The organism is Streptomyces sp. NPDC057900 (assembly GCF_042887885.1).
Classification (GTDB): Bacteria; Actinomycetota; Actinomycetes; order Streptomycetales; family Streptomycetaceae; genus Streptomyces.
In genome coordinates this window covers 889,971-912,532 of the sequence record NZ_JBHVOI010000002.1, presented here as the reverse complement: position 1 = coordinate 912,532, position 22,562 = coordinate 889,971, and the positions used below count along the sequence as shown (strand labels likewise).

Genomic DNA, 22,562 nt, shown 5'->3' with positions numbered 1-22,562 from the left:
CGCGGCGCGGGCCGCAGCAGCGCAAGCAGATGCTGCTGCGGCTGGACCCAGCGGTACACGACGCGCTGGCGCGCTGGGCGTCGGACGAGCTGCGCAGCGCGAACGCGCAGATCGAGTTCCTGCTGCGGCGGGCCCTCGCGGAGGCGGGGCGGCTGCCGGGCGGGGCGGCGCCGATCCCGCGCCGGGGGCGCCCGCCGAAGGCCCCCGGCACGCAGTGACCCCCCGGGGGCCCGGACGTCCGGGCCCCCGGTCCCGTCTCCCGGCACGGGCCCCCGCAGGGGCGGCGGAGCCGGTATACACGGCAGGTATACACACCGTGTACAGTGCTCCGCATGTCTATCGGCCACACCCTGCTCGGGCTCCTTGAGTCCGGCCCCCGCCACGGTTACGACCTCAAGCGGACGTTCGACGAGAAGTTCGGTCACGACCGCCCGCTGCACTACGGACAGGTCTACTCGACCATGTCCAGGCTCCTCAAGAACGGCCTCGTGGAGGTCGACGGTGTGGAGGCCGGCGGCGGCCCGGAGCGCAAGCGCTACGCCATCACCGACGCCGGCATCACCGATGTCGCCGCCTGGCTGGCGCAGCCGGAGAAGCCGGAACCGTACCTCCAGTCGACCCTGTACACCAAGGTCGTGCTGGCCATGCTCACCGGCCGCAGCGCCGCCGACGTACTGGACGCCCAGCGCTCCGAGCACCTGCGCCTGATGCGGATCCTCACCGACCGCAAGCGCCGCGGCGACCTCGCCGACCAGCTGATCTGCGATCACGCCCTGTTCCACCTCGAAGCGGATCTGCGCTGGCTGGAACTGACCGCCGCACGGCTCGACAAGCTCGCGGAGGTGGTGGCCCCGTGACCCCCGTCGGCTCCCTGCTCACCGCGCACGACCTGCACAAGACCTACGGCTCGACCCCGGCGCTCGACGGCGCCTCCTTCTCCGTCCACCCCGGCGAGGTCGTCGCCGTGATGGGCCCCTCCGGATCCGGCAAGTCCACCCTGCTGCACTGCCTCGCCGGAATCATCACGCCCGACTCCGGGACCATCACCTACGCCGGCCGCGAGCTGTCCGCGATGTCCGACGCGGAGCGCAGCGCCCTGCGCCGCAGCGAGTTCGGCTTCGTGTTCCAGTTCGGCCAGCTCGTCCCCGAGCTGACCTGCGTGGAGAACGTCGCCCTGCCGCTCCGGCTGAACGGCACCCGGCGCAAGGCCGCCGAGCGCACCGCCCTGGAGTGGATGGAGCGCCTGGAGGTCGACGACCTCGGCGCCAAGCGCCCCGGCGAGGTGTCCGGCGGCCAGGGCCAGCGCGTCGCCGTGGCCCGTGCGCTGGCCGCCTCCCCGAAGGTGATCTTCGCGGACGAGCCGACCGGCGCCCTGGACTCCCTCAACGGTGAACGCGTCATGCAGCTGCTCACAGAGGCGGCCAGGTCCGCCGGTGTCGCCGTGGTCCTGGTGACCCACGAGGCCCGCGTCGCCGCCTACTCCGACCGCGACGTCACCGTGCGCGACGGCCGGGCCCGCGACATGGAGCACGCCGTATGACGCTGCTCGACGAGAAGAGGACCCCGGCCGGTCCGGTGCCCCCTCCCGAAGCCCCCTCCCGTACCGCTCCCTGGCTGCGTGATCTCGCGCTCGGCATCAGGTTCGCCGCCGCCGGCGGCCGCGAGGGCTGGGTCCGTACCCTGCTCACCGCCGTCGGCGTGGGAATCGGCGTGGCCCTGCTGCTCACCGCGTCCTCCGTGCCGCACATGCTCGACGAACGGTCCGCCCGGGACCAGGCCCGCTCCGAGACCAAGATCTCCGAGTCCCCCGACGCCTCGGCGAAGAAGTCGGACAGCTCGGTCCTGCGGATCGAGGCGAGCACCGAGTTCCGCGACCGTTCCATCACGGGCTTCCTCATGCGCGCCGACGGCGCCCACCCGGTCGTCCCGCCGGGCATCCCCGCCCTCCCCGCCCCCGGCGAGATGGTGGTCTCCCCCGCACTCGGGAAGCTCCTCGACTCCCCGGACAGTGCGCTGCTCAGGGAGCGGCTGCCGTACAAGGTGACCGGCACCATCGCGGACGCGGGGCTGCGCTCACCCAACGAGCTGTGGTTCTACGCCGGCAGCTCGACCCTGACCAGCGCCTCCGGCGGCCACCGGATCGCCGGGTACGGCAACCCGGGGCCGTCCGATCCGCTGCCCCCGATGCTCATCGTGCTGGTCATCATGGTCTGCGTGGTGCTGCTGGCGCCCGTGGCCATCTTCATCGCGACCGCCGTGCGCTTCGGCGGCGACCGCCGCGATCGCCGGCTGGCCGCCCTGCGGCTGGTCGGTACGGACATCCGGATGACCCGCAGGATCGCGGCCGGTGAGGCGTTGTTCGGCTCGGTGCTCGGCCTTCTCATCGGGCTGGCCATCTTCCTGGTGGGGCGCCGGTTCGTCGGCAACGTCGAGGTCTGGGACGCCAGCGCCTTCCCCTCCGACCTGGCCCCCGACGCCCGGCTGTGTGCGGTGATCGCCCTCGCGGTTCCGCTCACGGCGGTGCTCGTCACCCTGGGAGCCATGCGCTCCGTGGTCATCGAGCCGCTCGGCGTCGTACGCAACAGCCGGGGCCGCAAGCGCCGCCTCTGGTGGCGGCTGCTGCTGCCGGTCGCCGGACTCGCGGTCTTCGGGCTCTCCGGCAAGGTCGATGAGTACAGCCCCGTCAATCCGTACGAGATCGCCGGAGGGGCGGTGCTGGTCCTGGTCGGCCTCGCCCTGCTCCTGCCCTGGCTGGTCGAGGCCTGCGTCAAGCGGCTGCGCGGCGGACCGATTCCCTGGCAGCTGGCCACCCGCCGGCTCCAGCTGAGCAGCGGGGCGGCCTCCCGCGCGGTCAGCGGTGTCACCGTCGCCGTGGCCGGTGCGGTGGCCCTGCAGATGCTGTTCGCCGCGATGAACGACGACTTCAACAGGATGACCGGCCAGGACCCGTCCCGCGCCCAGTTCTACAGCCAGTCCGAGATCGTCAGGGGCGACGCCGCCCTGCACAGCATCAAGGAGTTCCGCGCCACCAAGGGCGTCGTCCAGGTCATCGGCACGGTCGAGGCGTACGCGACCAAGCCGGGGAAGTACAAGGACGACGACATCCAGCCCACCACCTCGTTCACCGTCGGGGACTGCGCGACCCTGCGCGAGCTGGCCCGGATCACGTCCTGCCGGGACGGCGACACCTTCGTCGCCCACCCCAAGGACAAGGGGCAGGCGGACTGGGTCGACCAGACCGCCCGCAAGGGCAAGGTGGTCGAGTTCGACTCCTACAGCAGTAGCAGGACGGTGCGCTGGACCCTGCCGGCCGACTCCCCGACCGTCGCGGCCCGGACCGACCCGATGGGCGAGGAACACTCGGGCATCCTGGTCACTCCGGGAGCCGTCGACGCACGGACCCTGCCGGGAGCCTCGACCATCTCGCAGATCCGCATCGACGAGGACGTCCCGGACGCCGCCGAGTACGTACGCAACACAGCGGCGCGGCTCGACCCCGGCATGCGTCTGGCCACCCTCAACTCGGTCGAGCGCGACCGGCAGTACGCGAGCATCCAGACCGGCCTCCAGGTCGGCGCGACCGCCACGCTGCTGCTGATCGCCGCGTCCATGCTGGTCTCCCAGCTGGAGCAGTTGCGGGAGCGCAAGCGGCTGCTGTCGGTCCTGGTCGCGTTCGGCACCCGGCGGACCACGCTGGGCTGGTCGGTGCTGTGGCAGACCGCGGTCCCGGTGGTGATCGGGCTCGCGGTGGCGGTGGCGGGCGGTCTCGCCCTCGGCGCCACCCTGTGCTGGATGGTCGGCAAGGAGGTGACCCACTGGTGGCTGTTCGTGCCGCTGGCGGGCGCGGGCGCGGCCCTCATCCTCCTGGTCACCCTGCTCTCGCTGCCCGCGCTGTGGCGCATGATGCGCCCCGGCGGGCTGCGCAGCGAGTAGGACCGGCCGCGACGGCCTCCCGGACCCGCATCAGGTCCGGGGGGCCGTCGCCACGCGTACCGGCAGCGCCGCCATCGCCCCGCGCAGGGCCGCCGCGAACTCCTCGAACTCCTCGTGCCGGGCCGCCCCCGTCCGCATGCCGAGGGCCACTCGCCGGGCGGGTGCCGGCTCCGCGAAGTACCCGGTGGTGAGCGCCTCGTTGCGGGCGGTCTCGACCGTCACCGCGGTGCGCGGCAGCAGCGTCACCCCGAGCCCGCCGGCCACGAGCTGCACCAGGGTGGAGAGCCCGGCGGCGGTCGTGGTGACCGGCGCGCCCTCGGTACGGCCCGCCTCCCGGCAGATGTCGAGCGCCTGGTCGCGCAGGCAGTGCCCCTCGTCGAGCAGCAGCAGCGGCAGCTCCCTGAGCGCCTCGCGCGGGATGTCGGCCCGTCCGCCGAGCCAGTGGCTGCGCTCCATGACCAGGACGAAGTCCTCCTCGAAGAGCGGGAGTTCGCTCACCCCAGGCACCCCGAGCGGCACCGCGAGCAGCAGCAGGTCGAGCCGGCCGGCCGCCAGCCCCTCCAGCAGCGACGAGGTCTGCTCCTCGTGCACCTGGAGGTCGAGCTCCGGATAGCGGTCGTGGACCAGCCGCAGCACGGTCGGCAGCAGGTACGGGGCGACGGTCGGGATCACGCCCAGCCTGAGCACCCCGGTGAAGGGCGCCCGCACCGCCGCGGCCTCCTCCATCAGCTCACCGACGGCCTCCAGCACGGCGCGGGCCCGCACCGCGAGCCGCTCCCCGGCCGGCGAGAGCAGTACCTTGCGCGTCGTACGCTCGATGAGCTGGACACCCAGTGCCTCCTCCAGCGCGGACACGGCCCCGGAGAGCGCGGGCTGACTCATCCCGATTGCTGCCGCCGCGTCCCGGAAGTGCAGATGCTCCGCCACGGCGGTGAAGGCGCGCAGCTGCGAGAGGCTGGGCTGTTTGGGCCGGTTGCCCTGGTTCATCTGCGCCACTGATAGGCACCTCCGATCATCCCGACCGAGTGTAGCTATTTCCGTGATCAATGCACTCTGTGCCAAGGTGGGCATCGTCCAACCCTCAGGAACACCCCCAAAAAGGGTTTTCCTACGCTGCAAGGAGAGCGCGTGCTCACTGTCGGTGACAAGTTCCCCGAGTTCGACCTGACCGCTTGTGTTTCGCTGGAGAGCGGCAAGGAGTTCGAGCAGATCAACCACAAGACCTATGAGGGTCAGTGGAAGATCGTCTTCGCGTGGCCGAAGGACTTCACGTTCGTCTGCCCCACGGAGATCGCCGCGTTCGGCAAGCTGAACGAGGAGTTCGCCGACCGTGACGCCCAGATCCTCGGCTTCTCCGGTGACTCCGAGTTCGTGCACCACGCCTGGCGCAAGGACCACCCGGACCTGACCGACCTGCCCTTCCCGATGCTGGCCGACTCCAAGCACGAGCTCATGCGTGACCTCGGCATCGAGGGCGAGGACGGCTTCGCGCAGCGCGCCGTCTTCATCGTCGACCAGAACAACGAGATCCAGTTCACGATGGTGACCGCCGGTTCCGTGGGCCGTAACCCCAAGGAGGTCCTGCGGGTCCTCGACGCCCTGCAGACCGACGAGCTGTGCCCCTGCAACTGGACCAAGGGCGAGAACACCCTGGACCCGGTCGCGCTCCTCTCGGGCGAGTGAGCTGATACCGATGGCACTCGACGAACTGAAGTCCGCCATACCGGACTTCGCCAAGGACCTGAAGCTGAACCTCGGTTCGGTCATCGGCAACAGCGAACTGCCGCAGCAGCAGCTCTGGGGCACCGTCCTCGCCTGCGCGATCGCCTCGCGCTCGCCGAAGGTGCTGCGCGAGCTGGAGCCCGAGGCGAAGGCCAACCTCTCCGCGGAGGCGTACACCGCCGCGAAGTCGGCCGCCGCCGTCATGGCGATGAACAACGTCTTCTACCGGACCCGGCACCTGCTGTCGGACCCGGAGTACGGGAACCTCCGTGCGGGCCTGCGGATGAACGTGATCGGCAACCCCGGCGTGGAGAAGGTCGACTTCGAGCTGTGGTCGCTCGCCGTCTCCGCGATCAACGGCTGCGGCCAGTGCCTGGACTCCCACGAGCAGGTGCTGCGCAAGGCCGGCGTGGACCGTGAGACCATTCAGGAAGCCGTCAAGATCGCCTCGGTGATCCAGGCGGTCGGTGTGACGCTCGACGCCGAGGCAGTCCTCGCCGAGTAGCACCCGCGGTACCCCTGATACGAGAAGGGCCCCCAGGACGACCGACCGTCCCGGGGGCCCTTCTTCTGTGTCGGTCCAGGCCGTCAGACCTGCTTCGGCTCCTCCGCCACCGGCTCCTCCTCGCCGCCGTCGCCGGTCTCCTCCGGCGGCGATCCGGGGGCCGGGGTCGGCGCGGTGTCCAGGGCGGTCGCGCCGTGCGGCGGCGGCGAGTGGCGCCTGGACTCCTCCTGCCCGTACGCCCGCAGGTAGCCGACCACCGTATTGGTCACCGCGACCAGCGGCACCGCGACGACGGCGCCCCCGATGCCCGCGATCATGCCGCCCGCGGCGACCGAGAGCACCACCGCCAGCGGGTGCACGCGCACCGCGCGGCCCAGGATGAACGGCTGGAGGATGTGGCCCTCGATCTGCTGGACCGCGAGGACCACGGCCAGCACCAGCAGTGCCGTGAACACGCCCTGGGTGACGAGGGCGACGACCACCGCCAGCGCCCCGGAGACCACCGCCCCGACGAGCGGGATGAAGGCGAACAGGAAGATGAAGACGGCCAGCGGTACGGCCAGCGGCACATTGAGGAAGTAGATCCCGAGGCCGATGAAGATCGCGTCGATCAGCGCGACGATGACCGTGCCCCGCACATAGGCGGTCAGCGTGCGCCAGGCGCGCGGACCCGCTCCGGCGACACCCGGCCGCGCCTGCGCGGGCACGAGCTTCAGCACCCAGTGCCAGATGCGCTTGCCGTCGTACAGCAGGAAGAGCGTGGAGAACATCGCCAGCAGCATCCCGGTGAGGAACTCCACCATCACGGTGACGCCCTGGAGTCCGGCCGAGGTGATCGCCTCTGTGTTGGTGCCGACGGTGTCGCTGAGGTTCTTCGCGACGTCGTTGATCTGCTTGTCGGTGACGTGGAAGGGGCTGTCCAGCAGCCAGTTCTTCAGGTCCGCGATACCGGTCTGGACCTGGTCGGACAGGGTGTCCAGATTGTCCATCACCTGCCACACCACGAACCAGCCGACCAGGCCCATGATCACGAAGCCCAGGATCGCGGTGCCCGCCGTGGCCAGCCCGCGCGGCAGCCCGGCCCGGTGCAGCCGCTCGACGGTCGGCTGGAGCATCGCGGTGACGAGCAGCGCGGCGGCGAACGCCAGCACCACCAGCTGCACCGCGCTGATGACCCGCATGAGCACCCACAGGGTGCCCGCGAGGACGAGCAGCCGCCAGCCCGCCTCCGCCGCGACCCGCATCCCCCAGGGGATCGCCGCGACCGGATCGGGGCGCGCGGCGACATCGGGGGCGTACGCGGGCGGCGGAGGCACATGGTCCGCGGCGCCCGTCTCGGCCCCGCTCCCCGGCTCCGCGCCGGCCGTCACCGACGAGACGCGCGCGGCCCTGTCGTCCTCGTCGTCGGCCTCGACGCGTCGTTCCTCCAGCCGCTCACCGATCTTGGTGAGTTCGGCCCCCAGCTGTCCGAGCCATCCCGGCAGTTTTGACATAACGGTTCCTCTACCCCCGTCCGCTCTCCCCACCGCTCCCCCCGGGAACGGTCCCGCATGACCGTACATGCGCGAAGCCCCTCACCGTAGGACGGCGAGGGGCTTCGAGAGGTTGAGACGGAACCGACGAGGGCTCCGGGCCGGGCAACTCCTAGTACGACTGGTGCTGCAGCCAGAAGGACCAGGCGCCGCACGGGCTGCCGTAGCGGCCGTTCATGTAGCTGAGGCCCCACTTGATCTGGGTGGCCGGGTTGGTCTGCCAGTCGGCACCGGCGGACGCCATCTTCGAACCGGGGTACGCCTGGACGAGGCCGTAGGCACCGGAGGACGGGTTGGTGGCCCGGTAGTTCCAGGTCGACTCGTGGTTCACGATGTTGCTGAAGCACTGGAACTGGTCGGCGGGCACGATCTGCCGCGCCATCGCCTGGATCTCGGCCACGCTGTAAGAGCCCTGGACGGCGAACGAGCTGGCGCTGCGGACCTCGGAGCGGCTGGCGCGGTCCGCCTTCTCCTGGCGCTCCTTCTCCTGGCGCTCCTTCTCCAGCTTGTCCTCGGCCGCCTGCTTCTTGGTCTTGGCGTCCTTGGCGGCCTGGATGCGGGCTGATTCCTCCGCGGACTTCTTCGCCGTCGCGTCGGCCGCGGACGCCTGGGCGTCGGCCTGCTGCGTCAGGGAAGCGGTCTGCACCTGGGCCTGCTGGCCCGCGGGGATGTCGGCGAGCAGCGTGGTGTCGGCTGCGGTGGCCTCGAAGTTGTTGTCGTCGACAGCAGGGGTACTGCCCGCTGCAACTCCAACGACGGCGCCTACGGTGGTTACCGCTGTGGCAGATGCCACGGCGAACCCCCGGACCGAGATCCGGCTCACACGGTGTCCTTCCAGCATCGCCCGCTTAGGTGACCTCGCGGGCGCAATCGTGCCCCTGACACTGGCCTCCCTACTGCTTGGGTCACGGGAGGCACGGGCCCGGTGGGCGACTCCCCGGAGGGAGCGCCGCGTGGTACTCGCGGGCGGCATACGGACGGCGGTTGTTGAGTTGTGTGGTGCGTTGCACCTCTGGTGGTGCGGGTGTGCCGTATGCGGGGCCTGACGGAAGCAAGACTCTGCCGGAACGGGCCGCTACGAAGCAATTCTCTGTTGCGTGTGAAAGCTCACACCCCGTTTGGAGCAAGTGAATTACGGAAATGCCGCCGCAACACGGTGCCGCCCGGCTAAGCTCCTTCGCTCGCCGGGCGGCACCAACTGTTGTATCCCGTGTCAGATCTGGCCTTCCTCCAGCATTTCGGTCACCAGCGCGGCGATCGGCGAGCGCTCGGACCGGGTGAGCGTGGTGTGCGCGAAGAGCGGATGGCCCTTCAGCTTCTCGACCACGGCGACCACTCCGTCGTACCGGCCGACCCGGAGGTTGTCCCGCTGGGCCACGTCATGCGTGAGCACCACCCGCGAATTCGCCCCGATCCGGGACAACACGGTCAGCAGGACGTTCCGTTCGAGCGACTGGGCCTCGTCGACGATCACGAAGGCGTCGTGGAGGGACCGGCCCCGGATATGGGTGAGCGGCAGCACCTCCAGCATCCCGCGCCCCAGGACCTCCTCGATGACCTCGCGCCCGGCGACCGCGGAGAGCGTGTCGAAGACGGCCTGTGCCCAGGGCCCCATCTTCTCGGCCTCGGATCCGGGCAGATAGCCGAGGTCCTGGCCGCCGACCGCGTACAGCGGGCGGAAGACCATCACCTTCTTGTGCTGCCCGCGCTCCAGTACGGCCTCCAGACCGGCGCAGAGCGCCAGCGCGGACTTGCCGGTGCCGGCCCGGCCGCCGAGCGAGACGATGCCGACGTCCTGGTCCAGCAGCAGATCCAGCGCGATGCGCTGCTCCGCGCTGCGGCCGTGGATGCCGAAGGCCTCCCGGTCGCCCCGGACGAGCCGGACGTTGCCCTCCGGTGTCACCCGGCCGAGCGCCTTGCCGCGCTCGGACTGGAGGACCAGTCCGGTGTGCACGGGCAGATCGGCGGCCTCGGGGACGTACAGCGTCTCCTCTGAGAAGAGGAGGTCCACCTGCTCGGCGGAGAGGGACAGCTCGCCCATCCCCGTCCAGCCAGCGTCGGTGATGGCGAGTTCGGCGCGGTACTCCTCAGCGAGGAGGCCGACCGAAGAGGCCTTGATCCGGAGCGGCAGGTCCTTGGAGACGACCGTGACGTCGTACCCCTCGGCCTGCAGATTGCGTGCTACCGCGAGAATCCGTGAGTCGTTGTCCCCCAACCGGTAGCCGGCGGGCAGTACGCCGGGATCGGAATGGTTGAGTTCGACGCGCAGCGTCCCGCCCAGATCCCCGAGGGGGATCGGGGCATCCAGCCGGCCGTACCGGACCCGGAAATCGTCCAGCAGGCGCAGGGCCTGCCGGGCGAAGTACCCCAGCTCCGGATGGTGCCGTTTGGCCTCCAGTTCCGTGACCACGACGATCGGGAGCACGACTTCGTGCTCGTCGAAGCGGGACATGGCGTTCGGATCGGCCAGCAGGACGCTGGTGTCGAGAACATAGGTGCGCCTGTCGGGCATGCGGCGCTTTGTGCTGGTCACCACGGAAGGACGTACCCCCTCGGACGAGGTTGGGGTGCGACGGCGTCGCGGAGCATCCCAAAGGGAGAGGACGGACCGGGCTTCGGCCACCTTGCGCGGGCCGAGCGCCGGCCCTCGACGTCAGCCGCACTGTATGTACGGTCCTTCGTGTGCAAAGGGCCTCCCGGGCGAGCGGACTCCATGCCGCTCACTTGGTGACGACATCCGCCTGGTTCCTGACCGGACGTCGACCTGTCAGGGGTATGCCCTCGAACACGCGAAGCCATGCAGACCGAACCGCTCAAGCCCGCCCTTGCTCCCCGACTTCACCTGCACGACGGCGGGGGCGAGCCGGGCGGAAATACGGCGTCAGCCGCCGTAGCGGCGGTGCCTGGCCGCGTAGTCACGCAGGGCGCGCAGGAAGTCGACCCGGCGGAAGGCGGGCCAGAAGACCTCGCAGAAGTAGTACTCCGAATGGGCGCTCTGCCAGAGCATGAAGCCCGACAGACGCTGTTCCCCGCTGGTGCGGATCACCAGGTCCGGATCGGGCTGGCCACGGGTGTAGAGGTGCTCGGAGATCAGGTCGGTGGAGACGATCTCCGCGAGGTCCTCGAAGGACGTGCCCTTGGCGGAGTGGTCGAGGAGCAGCGAGCGCACGGCGTCCGCGATCTCCTGCCGGCCCCCGTAGCCGACGGCGACGTTGACCAGTATTCCGTCGACCCCGATCGTGGCCTGTTCGGCCTCCTTGAGGACCGTCTGGGTGTGTGCGGGCAGCAGGTCGAGCGTGCCGACGTGGTGGACCCGCCAGCGGCCGTCCGCGACGAGGTCGCGCACGGTGTTCTCGATGATGCCGAGGAGCGGGATGAGCTCGGACTCGGGCCGGTCGAAGTTGTCCGTGGAGAGCATCCAGAGCGTGACGACCTCTACGTCCGTCTCGCTGCACCAGCCGAGGAGCTCCTTGATCTTGTCCGCGCCCGCCTGGTGGCCCTCCGCGGCCGTACCGCCGGAGGCCTTCGCCCAGCGCCGGTTCCCGTCGAGGATGACCCCGATGTGCTTGGGCACCTGGGCGTGATCGAGGCGGGCCTCCACCCGGCGGGCGTAGAGCCCGTACACCAGGTCGCGCAAGTTCACTGAGTCCACCTCTCGGTTCCGTGCGGGCCCGCCCGCCGCCTCGCCCGGGGCTGTCCCCCTGGGGATCGTCGCACCGGTAGGGGGCCGATCGCCCCGCCGTGCCGTGGCAGTCCCGAAGCCGCCACATTACTGCGCAGGCGCCGCACCGGCCCAACCCGGCCTGTCACAAGTCCGTGATAAAGAGGGAAACGTGACTGAATCCTCTTCCTATTACCGGGCCGCCGACACGCGCTACGACTCCATGGAGTACCGGCGCACCGGCCGCAGCGGCCTCAAGCTCCCCGCCGTCTCGCTCGGCCTCTGGCACAACTTCGGCGACGACCGCGCGCTGGACTCCCAGCGCGCCATCCTGCGCCGCGCTTTCGACCTCGGGGTGACCCACTTCGACCTGGCCAACAACTACGGCCCGCCGCCCGGCTCCGCCGAGCTGAACTTCGGGAAGCTCTTCCGGCAGGACTTCGCCCCGTACCGCGACGAACTGGTGATCTCCACCAAGGCCGGGTACGACATGCACCCCGGCCCCTACGGCGAGTGGGGCTCGCGCAAGTACCTGCTGTCCTCGCTCGACGCCTCGCTGAAGCGGATGGGCCTCGACTACGTCGACATCTTCTACTCGCACCGCTTCGACCCCGACACCCCGCTGGAGGAGACGATGGGGGCCCTGGCCTCCGCCGTGCGGCAGGGCAAGGCGCTGTACGTGGGGGTGTCCTCGTACAACTCCGAGCAGACCGCGGAGGCGGCCCGGCTGCTCCGGGAGATGGGTGTCCCGGCCCTGATCCACCAGCCGTCCTACTCGATGATCAACCGCTGGACGGAGGAGGACGGGCTGCTGGACACGCTGGAGGCGGCCGGTATGGGCTGCATCTCCTTCGTGCCGCTCGCCCAGGGGCTGCTGACCAACAAGTACCTGAAGGGCATCCCGGAGGGTTCGCGCGCCACCCAGGGCAAGTCCCTCAACCCGGACCTGCTCTCCGACGAGGTGGTGCGCCGGCTCAACGGGCTGAACGACATCGCGCGCGGGCGCGGCCAGTCGCTGGCCCAGCTGGCCCTCAACTGGGTGCTGCGCGACAGCCGTATGACGTCGGCTCTGATCGGCGCTTCGAGCGTGCGGCAGCTGGAGGAGAACGTAGCGGCGCTGGCCGGTCCGGCTCTGACGGCGGCGGAGCTGAAGGAGATCGACACCTTCGCCGTGGACACCGCGGGCACGAACATCTGGGCCGGACGGGCCTGACGGCCGGGCCCCGTCTGCGCCGGGGCACGAAACCGGGGCGCGAAACCGGGGCACAAAAAACGGGCCGGTCCGTGGGGGGGGGTTACGGACCGGCCCGAGGGGGGGTTTCCACCATAACCCTTCGTAAGTGCTGCTGCGTGCATCGCCGCCAAATAATTACTCTCCGGATGTGCGGGGCTCCGTTGTGAGCACGGAATACGGGCCTCCGGGCCCCCTGGACCTGCGCGGACGCCCGGCGGCGCCGCCTTGACGCCCGAGGCGCCCACGAGACATCCACAGGACGTGCACATTCCGGTCGCCGGTCGCGGGTAGCCGGTCGCCGTCAGGTCGTGGAGGCCGCGCCCCGGTGGCCCCGGGTGAACCTGATGCCCACGGTGTCCCCGCCGACGACCACGAAGCGGCCGCCCTCGCAGCGGATGACGGCCTCGTGGACCTCGCCCCGGTCGTCCCGGCGCTCCTCCGTACTCAGCACCGTCCAGCCGCCGTCGGGCGGCTGCGGCAGGTTCGCCATCGTGGCGAACTCCCACTGGGCGGCCGGTACGCACCAGTCGGGAAGGTGCGGCCAGGTGCCGGAACCGACGTGCAGGGTGCCGTCGGAGGCGCAGGTCAGCAGCACCGACTGGCTGTCGGACAGCAGGAATTCGACGGCCTCCGGCTCCCCCATCCGGCCCTCCGGGCGGTAGAACACACCGAGGACGCCGACGATCCGGGCACCTCTGAGCCATTCGGCGTTCCCCTGCCGCGGGCCTCTCGTGGCTTCCTCGTCGCTGCCGACCCTCATGGCCTGGCTCCTTCCCCGTGCGCTCAGCGACCAGAGTGCCATCCCTCGGGCACGGGGAGGGGCTACGCGGCCGAGTCCGGCCGCCCGGGTTTGCGGGCCTCGATCAGAAAGCGGGTCGTGTGGGCGACGAACGGCCCCTCGTCCTCGATCAGCCGGTGCAGCGCGGCGAGTTGCGGCCGGTACCGCTCGACGGTGAAGCCCGGCACCATCCAGATCACCTTGCGCAGGAAGTAGACGACCGCGCCGATGTCGAGGAACTCGGTGCGCAGCCGCTCGAACCGCAGGTCGACGACTTCGAGACCGGCCGCCTGCGCGGCGGCGCGCGCCTGTTCCGGGTCGCGGCCGCCCCGCACCTCCGGCGGCTGCGGGCCGAGGAAGTACTCGACGAGCTCGAAGACGCTGGCGGGGCCCACCTGTTGGGAGAAGTACGTGCCGCCGGGCGCCAGGACCCGGGCGATCTCGTCCCACCAGGTGGTCACCGGATGCCGGCTGACGACCAGGTCGAACGCCGCGTCGCCGAACGGCAGCGGCGGCTCGTCCGCGTCCGCCACCACGGCCGCGCCGAGCGGATGCAGCAGGGCGGTGGCGCGGGCGATGTTCGGCGGCCAGGACTCGGTGGCGACGGTCAGCGGCGGCAGCTTCGGCGCGGCGGCGAGGACCTCACCGCCGCCGGTCTGGATGTCGAGCGCGGCGCTCGCCCGGCCCAGCCGCTCCCCCATGGCGCGGGCATAGCCCCAGGAGGGCCGCTCCTCGGTGGCCCGGCCGTCGAGCCAGGAGAAGTCCCAGCCCTCGACGGAGACGGTGTCCGCCTCCGTGACGAGAGCGTCGAACCGGGCGCGCCGGGCCGCCTCCGCCGTTTGCTTGTCTTCCGGTGTTCCGTGCATACGGAAAGGATCCCAGCCGGCCCCCGCCGCACGCGACCGGATATCGGCCGCCCGGCAGCCGCTCAGGCGGCCAGTCCGCCGAGGAGGACCCCCAGCAGCGCCCCGGCGATCATGAACGGCCCGAACGGGATGCCCGTCCTGCGCCCGGCGCGCCGCATGATCATCAGCGCCAGGCCGTACACCGCGCCGAACAGGAACCCGGCGAAGCCCCCGGCGAAGACCACGGCCCAGCCGTACCAGCCGAGTACCACGCCCAGCGAGAGCGCGAGCTTCACGTCGCCGAAGCCCATTCCGTTCGGGTTGACGAGGAAGAGCAGGAGGTAGAAGGCGCCGAGGCCGACGCCGCCGAGCAGCGCGGACAGCCAGGAGCCGCCGTGCTCCGGCAGCAGCGCGGCGACGCCCAGGAGCGCGGCGGCCGCCCCGGCGGCCGGCAGCGTCAGCTGGTCCGGCAGCCGGTGGACGCGGCGGTCGATGGCCGCGAGGAGTACGGCGACGGGCGCGAGCAGCAGCCATGCGGCGAGCTCGGGACGGGCCCCGGTGGTCGCGGCGACGACGGCGCAGCAGAGGGCGGAGACGACGGGGGCGAGAAGGGCGGGCGCGTAGCGCGGCCCGTGGCGGTGCCACAGCGTGGCGGGCGGGGTATCCGGGGCGTCGCCGGTGTCCGGGGCGTCCAGAGCCTCCGGGGCCTCGCCGGTGTCCGGGCCGCCGGTTTCCGTAGGTACGGCGACCGTTGCCCCCGCCCCGGCCGCCGCGCAGGCGGGGCAGCGCGCGGGGCCGAGCCAGCCCCGGCCCGGCCCGGTGAGGGCGTGTCCGGCCGGGCAGGCGTCCCGCCACGCGTCCTCCGGTTCGACGGAGAACCGGTAGGCGGCGCGCGGGACCAGCAGTCCGGTCGCGGCGCCCCAGAGGGCGGCGACCGCTATCAGCGTGGCGTACACCTCACCGACCCTAGGCCACTCTGTTACCGCCCGGGGGAAGGCAGTTGGCGCTACCGTCATGGACATGGCCCGATGGCGCAATGGCAATGGAACGCTGACGTTCGCGGACCCGGAAGGGGAACGGGAGACGGAGATACCGCTGCGGATCGCGGCCTCCTACCGGCACCGGAGCCGTGGACTGCTCGGGCAGGACGGCATCGAGGGCGCGCTGCTGATCACCCCGTGCGGGAGTGTGCACTCCTTCCGCATGCGGTTCACGATCGATGTGGCCTATCTGGACCGGAAGTTGAACGTGGTGGCGGTCCACACGATGAAGCCGGGGCGGCTGGGCCTCCCCCGGCTCCGCGCCCGGCACGTGATCGAGGCCGAGGCGGGCGCGATGGCGAGGTGGGGGCTGCGGCCGGGCGTGCGCGTGGAGATCACGCAGGGCGACGGCCCCTCGGCGACGCGGCCGTGAGCACGGGCCCGGCTCACGGCGGGCCGGAGCCCAGCAGTGTCCACGCCCCGTACGCGGCGGAGGCGGCGGCGAGCACCGCGAGGACCGTCACCGTACGGGCCGTGGAGCGCAGCCGCAGCAGGGCGACGGCGGGCGGCAGGAGGAGCGGGAACGCCGGCATCATCAGCCGGGGCCGGGAGCCGAAGTAGCCGGAGCCGATCAGCGAGATGACGACGACGGCGATGCCGTAGACGAGCACGGGCAGCGGCTGGCGCTGCCGCACGCACAGGTAGACCAGCCACCCGAGCCCGGCCAGCGCCGCGCACAGCCCGAGCGCCCCCGGCAGCGGAAGGCCGAGGATGAACGCGGCGAGGGCGGCGCCGCCGTCGATGCTGTTGCCCCACTGGGCCTGGACGTCGAAGTAGGCGAACGTGCTGCCCTCGCGCACGGCGACGAACACCACGTACCCGAGCCACCCCAGCGGCGCGAGGACCACCCCGGCGAGCATCCGGCCGTTGCGGCGGACGATGCCGTCGGTGTCGCCCGCCCGGTACTCGCGTACGAGCGTGACGGCGGCGGTGATCGCGAGGGCGGCGATGAGCGCGGCGGCGGAGGGGCGGGTCAGCCCGGCCAGTACGCACAGCGCACCGGCCACGATCCACCGCCGGGTCAGCACGGCGTACAGCGCCCAGGCGGCGAGCGCGGTGAACAGGGTCTCGGTGTACGCCATCGACTGGACGAACGCCGTCGGGTACACCCCCCACAGCGCGGCCAGCGCCACCCCGGCCCGGCGCCCGTACAGCCGCGCTCCGACGGCGAAGATCCCCCAGGCCGCGAGAAGACCCGCCAGCCACGCGACCAGCAGTCCGGCGCCCGCGAGACCGAGCGGCGTCACCTCCGCGATGCCGCGTTCCAGTGCGGGCAGCAGCGGGAAGAATGCCAGGTCGGAGTGGATGGCGCCGTCGGGGAGCGTGACGGTGTAGCTGTAGCCGTGCTCGGCGACCCGCTGGTACCAGACCGAGTCCCACCGCTCGGCGAGCAGGTGGAAGGCGTCCTTGCCCGCTGCGGAGGCGGCCACCCGGAAGACGATGAGTCCGAAGAGCCGCACGGCCGCGTAGGCACCGAGCGCGGGCGCCGCGCAGGCGAGCGCGGCGGCGGCCCGGGCACGGAGCGACCGGGGGTCCCGCACGGGCCGCGAGGGCTGTGGGGGCGGCCGGGGGTCGGTGACCTGTGGGGAGGGTTCTGCGGACATACGGCCGATTATCGCCGTTCCGGGTTCCTCTCCCGTCGCCGCCCGTCGGGGCCGGGGCTCACCGGCTGGGGACCTCGCTCCCGTAGACGACCCAGGGCGACTGCTCGAAGGAGCCCACCCCGAACAGCTGCGGCTGTCTGGACGCGACCTCGGACCGGACGGCCAGGGTGTCCGGCCAGCAGTCGAAGTACACCGAACCCTTCACGATGAACCCCCTCCAGTCCGTCGCCGCCGACGCCCCCCTCACGGTCGACCACGAAGCCGACGCACAGGACGGAGGCCCTGCCTATCGCCTCCCGTATCGCACGGACGACCGCCTCGCCCTCGTCGCGGCTGAGCGCGCCGAGGGCGAACTGCAGCGCGACCGTCCCGTCGTCCGTCCGCCGGACCCGGACCGGGATCTCGGCTCCGCTGCTCACCCAGAGCAGGAAGTCGACCTGGTCCAGCCGTTGCAGACCGGCCAGGAGCACCAGCTGGTCCCTGGTCACCCATGACTGGGTGACCGGCGGCGCGGCCCCCGGGCTGATGAGCGTGATGCGCCGGGTGGCCGGGTGCGCGGGACATACACCGGCCGCCTCCAGATCCGCGAGCAGCGATTCCGCGTCGGGGCGGCTCCAGCCCACGTGATACGAGTAGAAGAATCCGTCACTCATGACAGCACACCCCCATGTGAAGTGTGGCCACCCGCCCACCCGGACAGGCCGGTTGAGGGGCGGCCGCAGCTCGCGGCTGGTCGGTCACGAGCCTAGTCAGCCCCGCTGCCGGGTGCGTGGGTCCTGGGGCCCACACGTGGACCCCAAGAAAGGGGGCCCCGTGGCACGAGGGCGCGGCGGTGCGCCTGTACCAGCGGCCCGGCCGGGTCTTAAACGTTGGACAGACCGTCGGTGACCCGCCAGGGTGTACCGCGATGACACGCACCGATGCACCTTCCGCCTGGGACGAGCGCACCCAGCTGACCACCTTCCTCGACTACGCACGAGCGTCCGCACTGGCCAAGTGCGAGGGCCTCACTCAGGAGGACGCGTGCAGGGCCCCACTGCCGGGCTCGCCGCTGATGACGATCGCGGGTGTGGTCAACCACCTCCGCTGGGTCGAGTACGCCTGGTTCGAGATCGACTTCCTCGGCGGCCCGGACGAGGGTCCGTGGACCGAGGAGGATCCGGACCGCGAGATGCGCATCGCCGTGGACATGCCTCTCGCCGTCGTACTCGCGGAGTACGAGGAGCAGTCCGCCCGGTACCGCGAGCTCGTCGCCGCCCATGACCTGGACACCCGGGCCAAGCGTCCGCGCTCCGACGGCCACTGCCCCGATCTGCGCTGGATCCTGCTGCACCTCATCGAGGAGACCGCCCGGCACAACGGCCACCTCGACATCATCCGGGAGATCGTCGACGGCACCACGGGGTCCTAGGGCGCGCCTTCGCCCCCGGCGCCGTCCCCGGTCCTGTCGTGGCCGTCGGTCCGGGGGCGGATGCCGGTGCGCGCCACCCGGTTCAGCTCCACGTTGAACTGGGCGCCCGTCAGCAGCGCCAGGTTGGTGAACCACACCCAGATCAGGAACACCACCAGCCCGGCCAGCGACCCGTACAGCCGGCTGTAGGAGCCGATGTACGTCGCGTACAGCGCGAATCCCGCCGAGGCCACCAGCCACAGGAGCGCGGCCAGTACGCCTCCCGGCAGGGCCCGGCGCGATCCGCGCGCCGACGCCGGACCGGTCCGGAAGAGGACCGTGATCAGGCAGGCGACCAGACAGAGCAGCACGGGCCACTTCAGTACCGCCCACACCGCGTCCCCCAGGTGCGCCAGGCCGATCCGGTGCCCCAGCCAGCGGGCCAGCGGCCCGGAGAGCACGAGGGCGAAGGCGCTGGTCATCAGGAGCAGCAGCAGCCCGATCGCCGTCGCCACGATGATGTGTGCCTTGCGCAGGGCGGGCCGGGTGTCCGGTACCCCGTGCATCGCGTGCAGCGCCCGCCGGAACACGGCCAGGTAGCTGGACGCGGACCAGACCGCGCTGAGCGTCCCGGTCGCGACCAGCAGCCACACCGCCGTCCGCTGCTGCGTGGCCGCCACGAGCGGCTGGCGCAGCGCGGCGCCGGACTCCGCGGGGGCGAAGGCGGTGATGTCCGCGATCAGCGCGTCGGTGGCCCGGGGGTTGGCCAGCCCGATGACGGAGACCGTCACCAGGAGCGCCGGGAGCAGCGCGAGTATGGCGTAGTACGTCAGCGCCGCCGCCCAGTCCGACAGGTCGTCGTTCCACAGGGAGACGGGTGTCCGCCGCAGCGCGACGGACCAGCGCCGCGCGGGCCCGGGATGCCCCGTGGCCCGGGGCGGCGCCCCGGTTGCGGTGTCGCTTGTCTTACTGAACACGGATGGGTCTCCGGAGGGGGACGTGGAAGGGCGGACGGCACGGCCGGGGCCGCCTCCCGCCGCGCGGAGGCGGGGGAACGCGGGAGGCGCCCTGTGCTGCCTATCCTCTTCTGCTCCGGTTTGCCGCTGTCAATCCGGGCCCCGTCGCGACCGGGCCCTCAGTGGTGGTCGCGGATGCGGGCGGTGAGCAGGTTGGGGTCCTGTCCGGTGAGGTAGGCGGCCGAGGTCACGTACGCGGTGTCGCCGCGTACGGCGACGGCCGTGGGGTTCTGGAGCCCGTCCCGGGGGCCGAGCACGATGCTGTGGCTGCCGTCGGGCTCGATCAGGGCGACCTCGCCGGTCTGGTTGAGCGCGGCGAGAATCCGGTCGCCGCCGCCGACGAAGGCGAAGTCGTCGATTCCGGCCAGCTGCGCGGCCCTGACCCGGGCGGGGCCCGCCGTGCCGTCGTGCCGCACGGGGTAGCTGAGGACCGTGCCCCGGTCCAGGTTGGAGACCCAGACGGCGCCGTTGTGCACCTTCAGGCCGTTGGCGCCGAGGAAGGTGGTGGGGGCCAGCTCGGCACCGTCCGCCCAGACCGTCGCGCGGCCGCCGCCCGCCGGTACCCGCCAGATGACGCCCCGGACCGAGTCGGTGATGTAGAGCCGGCCGGAGTCCAGCGCGAGTCCGTTGGGCAGTCCGTCGGCGGGCAGCGCGGCGATCCGCTCCGGGTGGCCGCCCGGAGTGAGCCGCCAGACGCCGGTGAGGTCTGCGGTGCCCGTGGCGTACAGGAAGTACAGCGTGCCGTGCGCGTCCCTGACCAGGCCGGTGACCAGGGGGAAGCCGAGCGCCGGGGTGTTCACGCCCTTGTCGGCCGGCACGGGCAGGGTGGCCAGCACCCGGACCTCGCCGTCGCGGGTGACCCTGGCTATCCGGCCTGCGGCGGAGAGCGAGAGGTCGATGCCGCCGCCGGGTTCCAGGGCGATGTTCTCCGGCATCTCCTTGCCGTCGAGATCGAAGTGCTGGGTGATCCGGGCGTGCGACAGGGGCGCGGTGGCGGCCGTGGCGGAGCCGGCCCAGCCGACCGTGAGGGCGACCGTCGCGATGGCGGCGGCCAGTGCGTTGCGTGCGGACTTCGCGGACATCTCGGTTCCTTGCGTGGTGGGGAGGTTCCAGTGGGTGGGGCACGGGGGCGGCCGGTCCCGTGGTCCGGCGACCGGGTCCGCTCCCGGCCCCAACTGTCTGTCCGGGCGGCGGTGGGCAACCAGCCCCGGCTCTGCCTATCCCCGGCAGGGGCAGGCTGCCGCGGGCCGGGCGCTGGATACTCGGGCCATGGACGCTCACGGACAGCTCGGCACCTTCCTCCAGGCGCGGCGGGCCCAGTTGCGGCCCGTCGATGTCGGGCTGCCGACCTACGGGGACCGGCGGCGGGTTCCGGGACTGCGGCGTGAGGAGCTGGCCCTGCTGGCAGGCGTCAGCGCCTCGTACTACACGCGCCTTGAGCAGGGCGTGTCCTGTCACGCCTCCGTCGAGGTGCTGGACGCGATCGCCCGCGCCCTGCGCCTGGAGGAGACCGAACGCCAGCATCTGCGGGACCTGGCCACCGCCTGCCGCCACCGGGTCCCGGCCCGGCGGTCCCCGGCCGAGCGGGTGGCCCCGGCCGTGCGCGACCTGGTGCGGTCGCTCGGCGAGGTGCCCGTCGTGGTGACCGGGCGCCGCAGCGACGTCCTGGCCTGGAACGCCGCCGGGCACGCGCTGCTGGCCGGGCATCTGGACCCGGCCGGGCCCGAACGCCCGGCGGACCGGCCCAACATGGCGCGGCTCGTCTTCCTGGACGCCCACACCCGTGAGCTGTACGCGGACTGGACGGCGAAGGCGCGCGCCGTGGTCGGCAATCTGCGGCTGGTCGCGGGACGGCATCCGCAGGACGCCCGGCTGACCTCACTCATCGGTGAACTGACCACGGGAAGCGCCGAGTTCGCGGGCATGTGGGCCGATCACCGGGTGCGCGCGTGCGATACCGCGGAGTACGAGCTGCGGCATCCGCTCGTCGGCTCCCTGACGGTCACCCAGCAGACGCTGCGGGCCCCGGCGGAGCCCGAACAGTCCCTGGTCGTGGTGACCACCGCCGCCGGCTCGGCCTCGGAGGCGGCCCTGAGACTGCTCGTGCAGGCCACGACTGCCGGGGCCGCCGCCGGGGGCACCGCCAGGGAGGCCCGGTCGACCCGTTCGGGCGGCAGCGCGGCGTAGGTGACACGCCGCGGATGCCGCACCGGACGGCGCCGGGCCCTGGCTCACATCAGCTCGGGCCGGTGGCCGCCTCCGCGGGAGGGGCGGGCGGCCAGGGCACGTCCGCCAGGAGGGGGACGATCGTCTCCTCCTCGTAGTCGAGGTGCGCGTTCAGCTCCGCCGACATCTGTGCCAACTCGGCCCGGAACCGGTCCGGTTCCGCGATCGCGATACCGGCGAGCAGCTCCACGAGCGCCGTCTGGATCCGGGCGACGGCGCGGTGCTCGACGTCGAGCCTGGCGAAGGTGTCGCCCAGATGCGGGTGGTACCGCGCGATCCCCGGGAACAGGTGCCCGTCCTCGCTGGTGTGGTGGAACTCAAGGGCCTGGCAGAACGCCAGGCAGCGCTGCCTGATCTGCAGCCCGAGGCTCGGCGCCGGTGGCTCGCCCGGTCCGCGCCGGTCCGCGCGCCCGGCGAAGTGGGCGTCCGCCTCCGCCGCCACCTGGCGCAGCTGGCCGCGCAGCCAGGTGTGGACCTCCATGACCTTGTCGGCCAGGGTGCGGACCTCACCGGGCCGCCACCCCTCGGGATCGGCGCGCTCCAGCACGACGACGGGCAGCACCCGATCCGTCCGGGCCTGGTAGTTGCCGTACCCGGGGGCGCGCTTCACCGCGTGCGCGAACAGTTCGTCGCGCCGGTCCCCCTCCGCGGGGACCGCGAGGGCCTGGAAGGTGCTGGTCCCGATCTCCACCCGGACCACCGGGTGGGCGAGGAGGTTGTGGTACCAGTCGGGGTGGCTCGGCGCGCCGAGGGCGGAGCCGATGAGCAGGATCAGCTCGCCGTGCCGGACGTAGCCGAGCGGCGTGGTGCGCTCGGTTCCCGACCGGGCGCCGGTGGTCGTCAGGAGCAGGAGGTCGCCGCCTTCGAAGGGGCCACCGACCTTGCCCCCGTTGGCGCGGAACTCCTCGATGATCGTTTCATTGAAAGACGTGGGCATACGGATGTGTGTCTCCGGAGCTTCAGTGATTCCGCAGTGACTGCGGTCATGGCGTGTGATGTGGTGACGTGCCCAGGGCGAAGCGACCGCACAGCCTCTGCTGCTGGAGAGGGTGCGGTGGCGTTCGGTCAGGCGCGGG

General features: G+C 71.8%; 22 protein-coding genes and 1 pseudogene. 10 read left to right on the top strand and 13 right to left on the bottom strand.

The window, feature by feature from the left end:
* Positions 1 to 29 precede the first annotated feature (29 nt).
* The 4 genes from ACFVQ0_RS11520 (at position 30) to ACFVQ0_RS11505 (ending at position 3,933) form a co-directional block, all read left to right on the top strand.
* Entirely contained in the window at positions 30 to 218 is a 189-nt protein-coding gene (locus ACFVQ0_RS11520; RefSeq protein ID WP_390087767.1) for a hypothetical protein, read from the top strand.
* A 114-nt stretch (positions 219 to 332) separates the two neighbouring features.
* Complete coding sequence (locus tag ACFVQ0_RS11515; RefSeq protein WP_390086823.1) at positions 333 to 857, top strand: PadR family transcriptional regulator; 525 nt, start codon at positions 333 to 335, stop codon at positions 855 to 857.
* The gene (locus tag ACFVQ0_RS11510; RefSeq protein ID WP_390086821.1) at positions 854 to 1,540 is read left to right on the top strand and encodes an ABC transporter ATP-binding protein; all 687 of its coding nucleotides are present in this window, start codon (positions 854 to 856) and stop codon (positions 1,538 to 1,540) included. Before ACFVQ0_RS11515 ends, ACFVQ0_RS11510 begins: the two co-directional genes overlap by 4 nt.
* Positions 1,537 to 3,933: an ABC transporter permease gene (locus ACFVQ0_RS11505; RefSeq protein ID WP_390086819.1), complete on the top strand. Its 2,397-nt coding sequence runs from the start codon at positions 1,537 to 1,539 to the stop codon at positions 3,931 to 3,933. Before ACFVQ0_RS11510 ends, ACFVQ0_RS11505 begins: the two co-directional genes overlap by 4 nt.
* A gap of 30 nt (positions 3,934 to 3,963) precedes the next feature.
* On the opposite strand, the gene ACFVQ0_RS11500 is transcribed toward ACFVQ0_RS11505, so the two are convergent.
* Positions 3,964 to 4,929, bottom strand: coding sequence for a hydrogen peroxide-inducible genes activator (locus ACFVQ0_RS11500; RefSeq protein WP_390086817.1), 966 nt, complete (start codon positions 4,927 to 4,929; stop codon positions 3,964 to 3,966).
* A 132-nt stretch (positions 4,930 to 5,061) separates the two neighbouring features.
* Between ACFVQ0_RS11500 and ACFVQ0_RS11495 the strand changes: the two genes are divergently transcribed.
* A complete protein-coding gene (locus ACFVQ0_RS11495; RefSeq protein WP_073744729.1) occupies positions 5,062 to 5,616 on the top strand; it encodes a peroxiredoxin in 555 nt (184 codons plus the stop codon).
* Positions 5,617 to 5,626: 10 nt separating this feature from the next.
* A complete protein-coding gene (locus ACFVQ0_RS11490; protein WP_356418744.1) occupies positions 5,627 to 6,160 on the top strand; it encodes an alkyl hydroperoxide reductase in 534 nt (177 codons plus the stop codon).
* Between the two features lie 83 nt (positions 6,161 to 6,243).
* On the opposite strand, the gene ACFVQ0_RS11485 is transcribed toward ACFVQ0_RS11490, so the two are convergent.
* The 4 genes from ACFVQ0_RS11485 to ACFVQ0_RS11470 form a co-directional block, all read right to left on the bottom strand.
* A complete protein-coding gene (locus ACFVQ0_RS11485; RefSeq protein ID WP_390086815.1) occupies positions 6,244 to 7,653 on the bottom strand; it encodes an AI-2E family transporter in 1,410 nt (469 codons plus the stop codon).
* A 151-nt stretch (positions 7,654 to 7,804) separates the two neighbouring features.
* On the bottom strand, positions 7,805 to 8,515 hold the full coding sequence (locus tag ACFVQ0_RS11480; RefSeq protein ID WP_311303499.1) for a transglycosylase SLT domain-containing protein: 711 nt from the start codon (positions 8,513 to 8,515) through the stop codon (positions 7,805 to 7,807).
* 390 nt (positions 8,516 to 8,905) lie between these two features.
* Positions 8,906 to 10,228 carry a PhoH family protein gene (locus tag ACFVQ0_RS11475; protein ID WP_024492152.1) on the bottom strand — a complete coding sequence of 441 codons (1,323 nt, stop codon included), beginning with the start codon at positions 10,226 to 10,228 and terminating at the stop codon, positions 8,906 to 8,908.
* A gap of 345 nt (positions 10,229 to 10,573) precedes the next feature.
* Positions 10,574 to 11,335 (bottom strand): isoprenyl transferase, encoded by a 762-nt coding sequence (locus ACFVQ0_RS11470; protein WP_024492153.1) that lies wholly within the window; start codon positions 11,333 to 11,335, stop codon positions 10,574 to 10,576.
* A 190-nt stretch (positions 11,336 to 11,525) separates the two neighbouring features.
* On the opposite strand from ACFVQ0_RS11470, the gene mgrA reads away from it, so the two are divergent.
* The gene (gene mgrA / locus ACFVQ0_RS11465; protein ID WP_390086813.1) at positions 11,526 to 12,566 is read left to right on the top strand and encodes an L-glyceraldehyde 3-phosphate reductase; all 1,041 of its coding nucleotides are present in this window, start codon (positions 11,526 to 11,528) and stop codon (positions 12,564 to 12,566) included.
* A 322-nt stretch (positions 12,567 to 12,888) separates the two neighbouring features.
* On the opposite strand, the gene ACFVQ0_RS11460 is transcribed toward mgrA, so the two are convergent.
* The 3 genes from ACFVQ0_RS11460 to ACFVQ0_RS11450 all read right to left on the bottom strand — a co-directional run bounded on the left by ACFVQ0_RS11460 (position 12,889) and on the right by ACFVQ0_RS11450 (position 15,166).
* A complete protein-coding gene (locus tag ACFVQ0_RS11460) occupies positions 12,889 to 13,347 on the bottom strand; it encodes a hypothetical protein (RefSeq protein WP_390086811.1) in 459 nt (152 codons plus the stop codon).
* 62 nt (positions 13,348 to 13,409) lie between these two features.
* Positions 13,410 to 14,231 carry a class I SAM-dependent methyltransferase gene (locus tag ACFVQ0_RS11455; protein WP_390086809.1) on the bottom strand — a complete coding sequence of 274 codons (822 nt, stop codon included), beginning with the start codon at positions 14,229 to 14,231 and terminating at the stop codon, positions 13,410 to 13,412.
* Between the two features lie 62 nt (positions 14,232 to 14,293).
* Positions 14,294 to 15,166: a prepilin peptidase gene (locus ACFVQ0_RS11450; RefSeq protein ID WP_390086807.1), complete on the bottom strand. Its 873-nt coding sequence runs from the start codon at positions 15,164 to 15,166 to the stop codon at positions 14,294 to 14,296.
* A 58-nt stretch (positions 15,167 to 15,224) separates the two neighbouring features.
* On the opposite strand from ACFVQ0_RS11450, the gene ACFVQ0_RS11445 reads away from it, so the two are divergent.
* Positions 15,225 to 15,623: a DUF192 domain-containing protein gene (locus ACFVQ0_RS11445; protein ID WP_390086805.1), complete on the top strand. Its 399-nt coding sequence runs from the start codon at positions 15,225 to 15,227 to the stop codon at positions 15,621 to 15,623.
* Between the two features lie 13 nt (positions 15,624 to 15,636).
* On the opposite strand, the gene ACFVQ0_RS11440 is transcribed toward ACFVQ0_RS11445, so the two are convergent.
* Together ACFVQ0_RS11440 and ACFVQ0_RS11435 are read right to left on the bottom strand one after the other, a co-directional pair.
* Positions 15,637 to 16,854 (bottom strand): glycosyltransferase family 39 protein, encoded by a 1,218-nt coding sequence (locus ACFVQ0_RS11440; protein ID WP_390086803.1) that lies wholly within the window; start codon positions 16,852 to 16,854, stop codon positions 15,637 to 15,639.
* Positions 16,855 to 16,912: 58 nt separating this feature from the next.
* Positions 16,913 to 17,507, bottom strand: a pseudogene (locus ACFVQ0_RS11435) (hypothetical protein).
* A gap of 254 nt (positions 17,508 to 17,761) precedes the next feature.
* On the opposite strand from ACFVQ0_RS11435, the gene ACFVQ0_RS11430 reads away from it, so the two are divergent.
* Positions 17,762 to 18,265, top strand: coding sequence for a DinB family protein (locus tag ACFVQ0_RS11430; protein ID WP_390086801.1), 504 nt, complete (start codon positions 17,762 to 17,764; stop codon positions 18,263 to 18,265).
* On the opposite strand, the gene ACFVQ0_RS11425 is transcribed toward ACFVQ0_RS11430, so the two are convergent.
* Both ACFVQ0_RS11425 and ACFVQ0_RS11420 read right to left on the bottom strand, forming a co-directional pair.
* A complete protein-coding gene (locus ACFVQ0_RS11425; RefSeq protein ID WP_390086799.1) occupies positions 18,262 to 19,221 on the bottom strand; it encodes a YihY/virulence factor BrkB family protein in 960 nt (319 codons plus the stop codon). The genes ACFVQ0_RS11430 and ACFVQ0_RS11425 overlap by 4 nt on opposite strands.
* Before the next feature lie 158 nt (positions 19,222 to 19,379).
* Positions 19,380 to 20,342, bottom strand: coding sequence for an SMP-30/gluconolactonase/LRE family protein (locus tag ACFVQ0_RS11420; protein WP_390086797.1), 963 nt, complete (start codon positions 20,340 to 20,342; stop codon positions 19,380 to 19,382).
* A gap of 187 nt (positions 20,343 to 20,529) precedes the next feature.
* Here ACFVQ0_RS11420 and ACFVQ0_RS11415 point away from each other — a divergent pair, with 187 nt between their 5' ends.
* Positions 20,530 to 21,447 (top strand): helix-turn-helix domain-containing protein, encoded by a 918-nt coding sequence (locus ACFVQ0_RS11415; RefSeq protein WP_390086795.1) that lies wholly within the window; start codon positions 20,530 to 20,532, stop codon positions 21,445 to 21,447.
* A 49-nt stretch (positions 21,448 to 21,496) separates the two neighbouring features.
* Here the strand turns inward: ACFVQ0_RS11415 and ACFVQ0_RS11410 are convergent, their stop codons facing one another.
* Positions 21,497 to 22,423: a nitroreductase/quinone reductase family protein gene (locus tag ACFVQ0_RS11410; RefSeq protein WP_390086792.1), complete on the bottom strand. Its 927-nt coding sequence runs from the start codon at positions 22,421 to 22,423 to the stop codon at positions 21,497 to 21,499.
* Positions 22,424 to 22,562 lie beyond the last annotated feature (139 nt).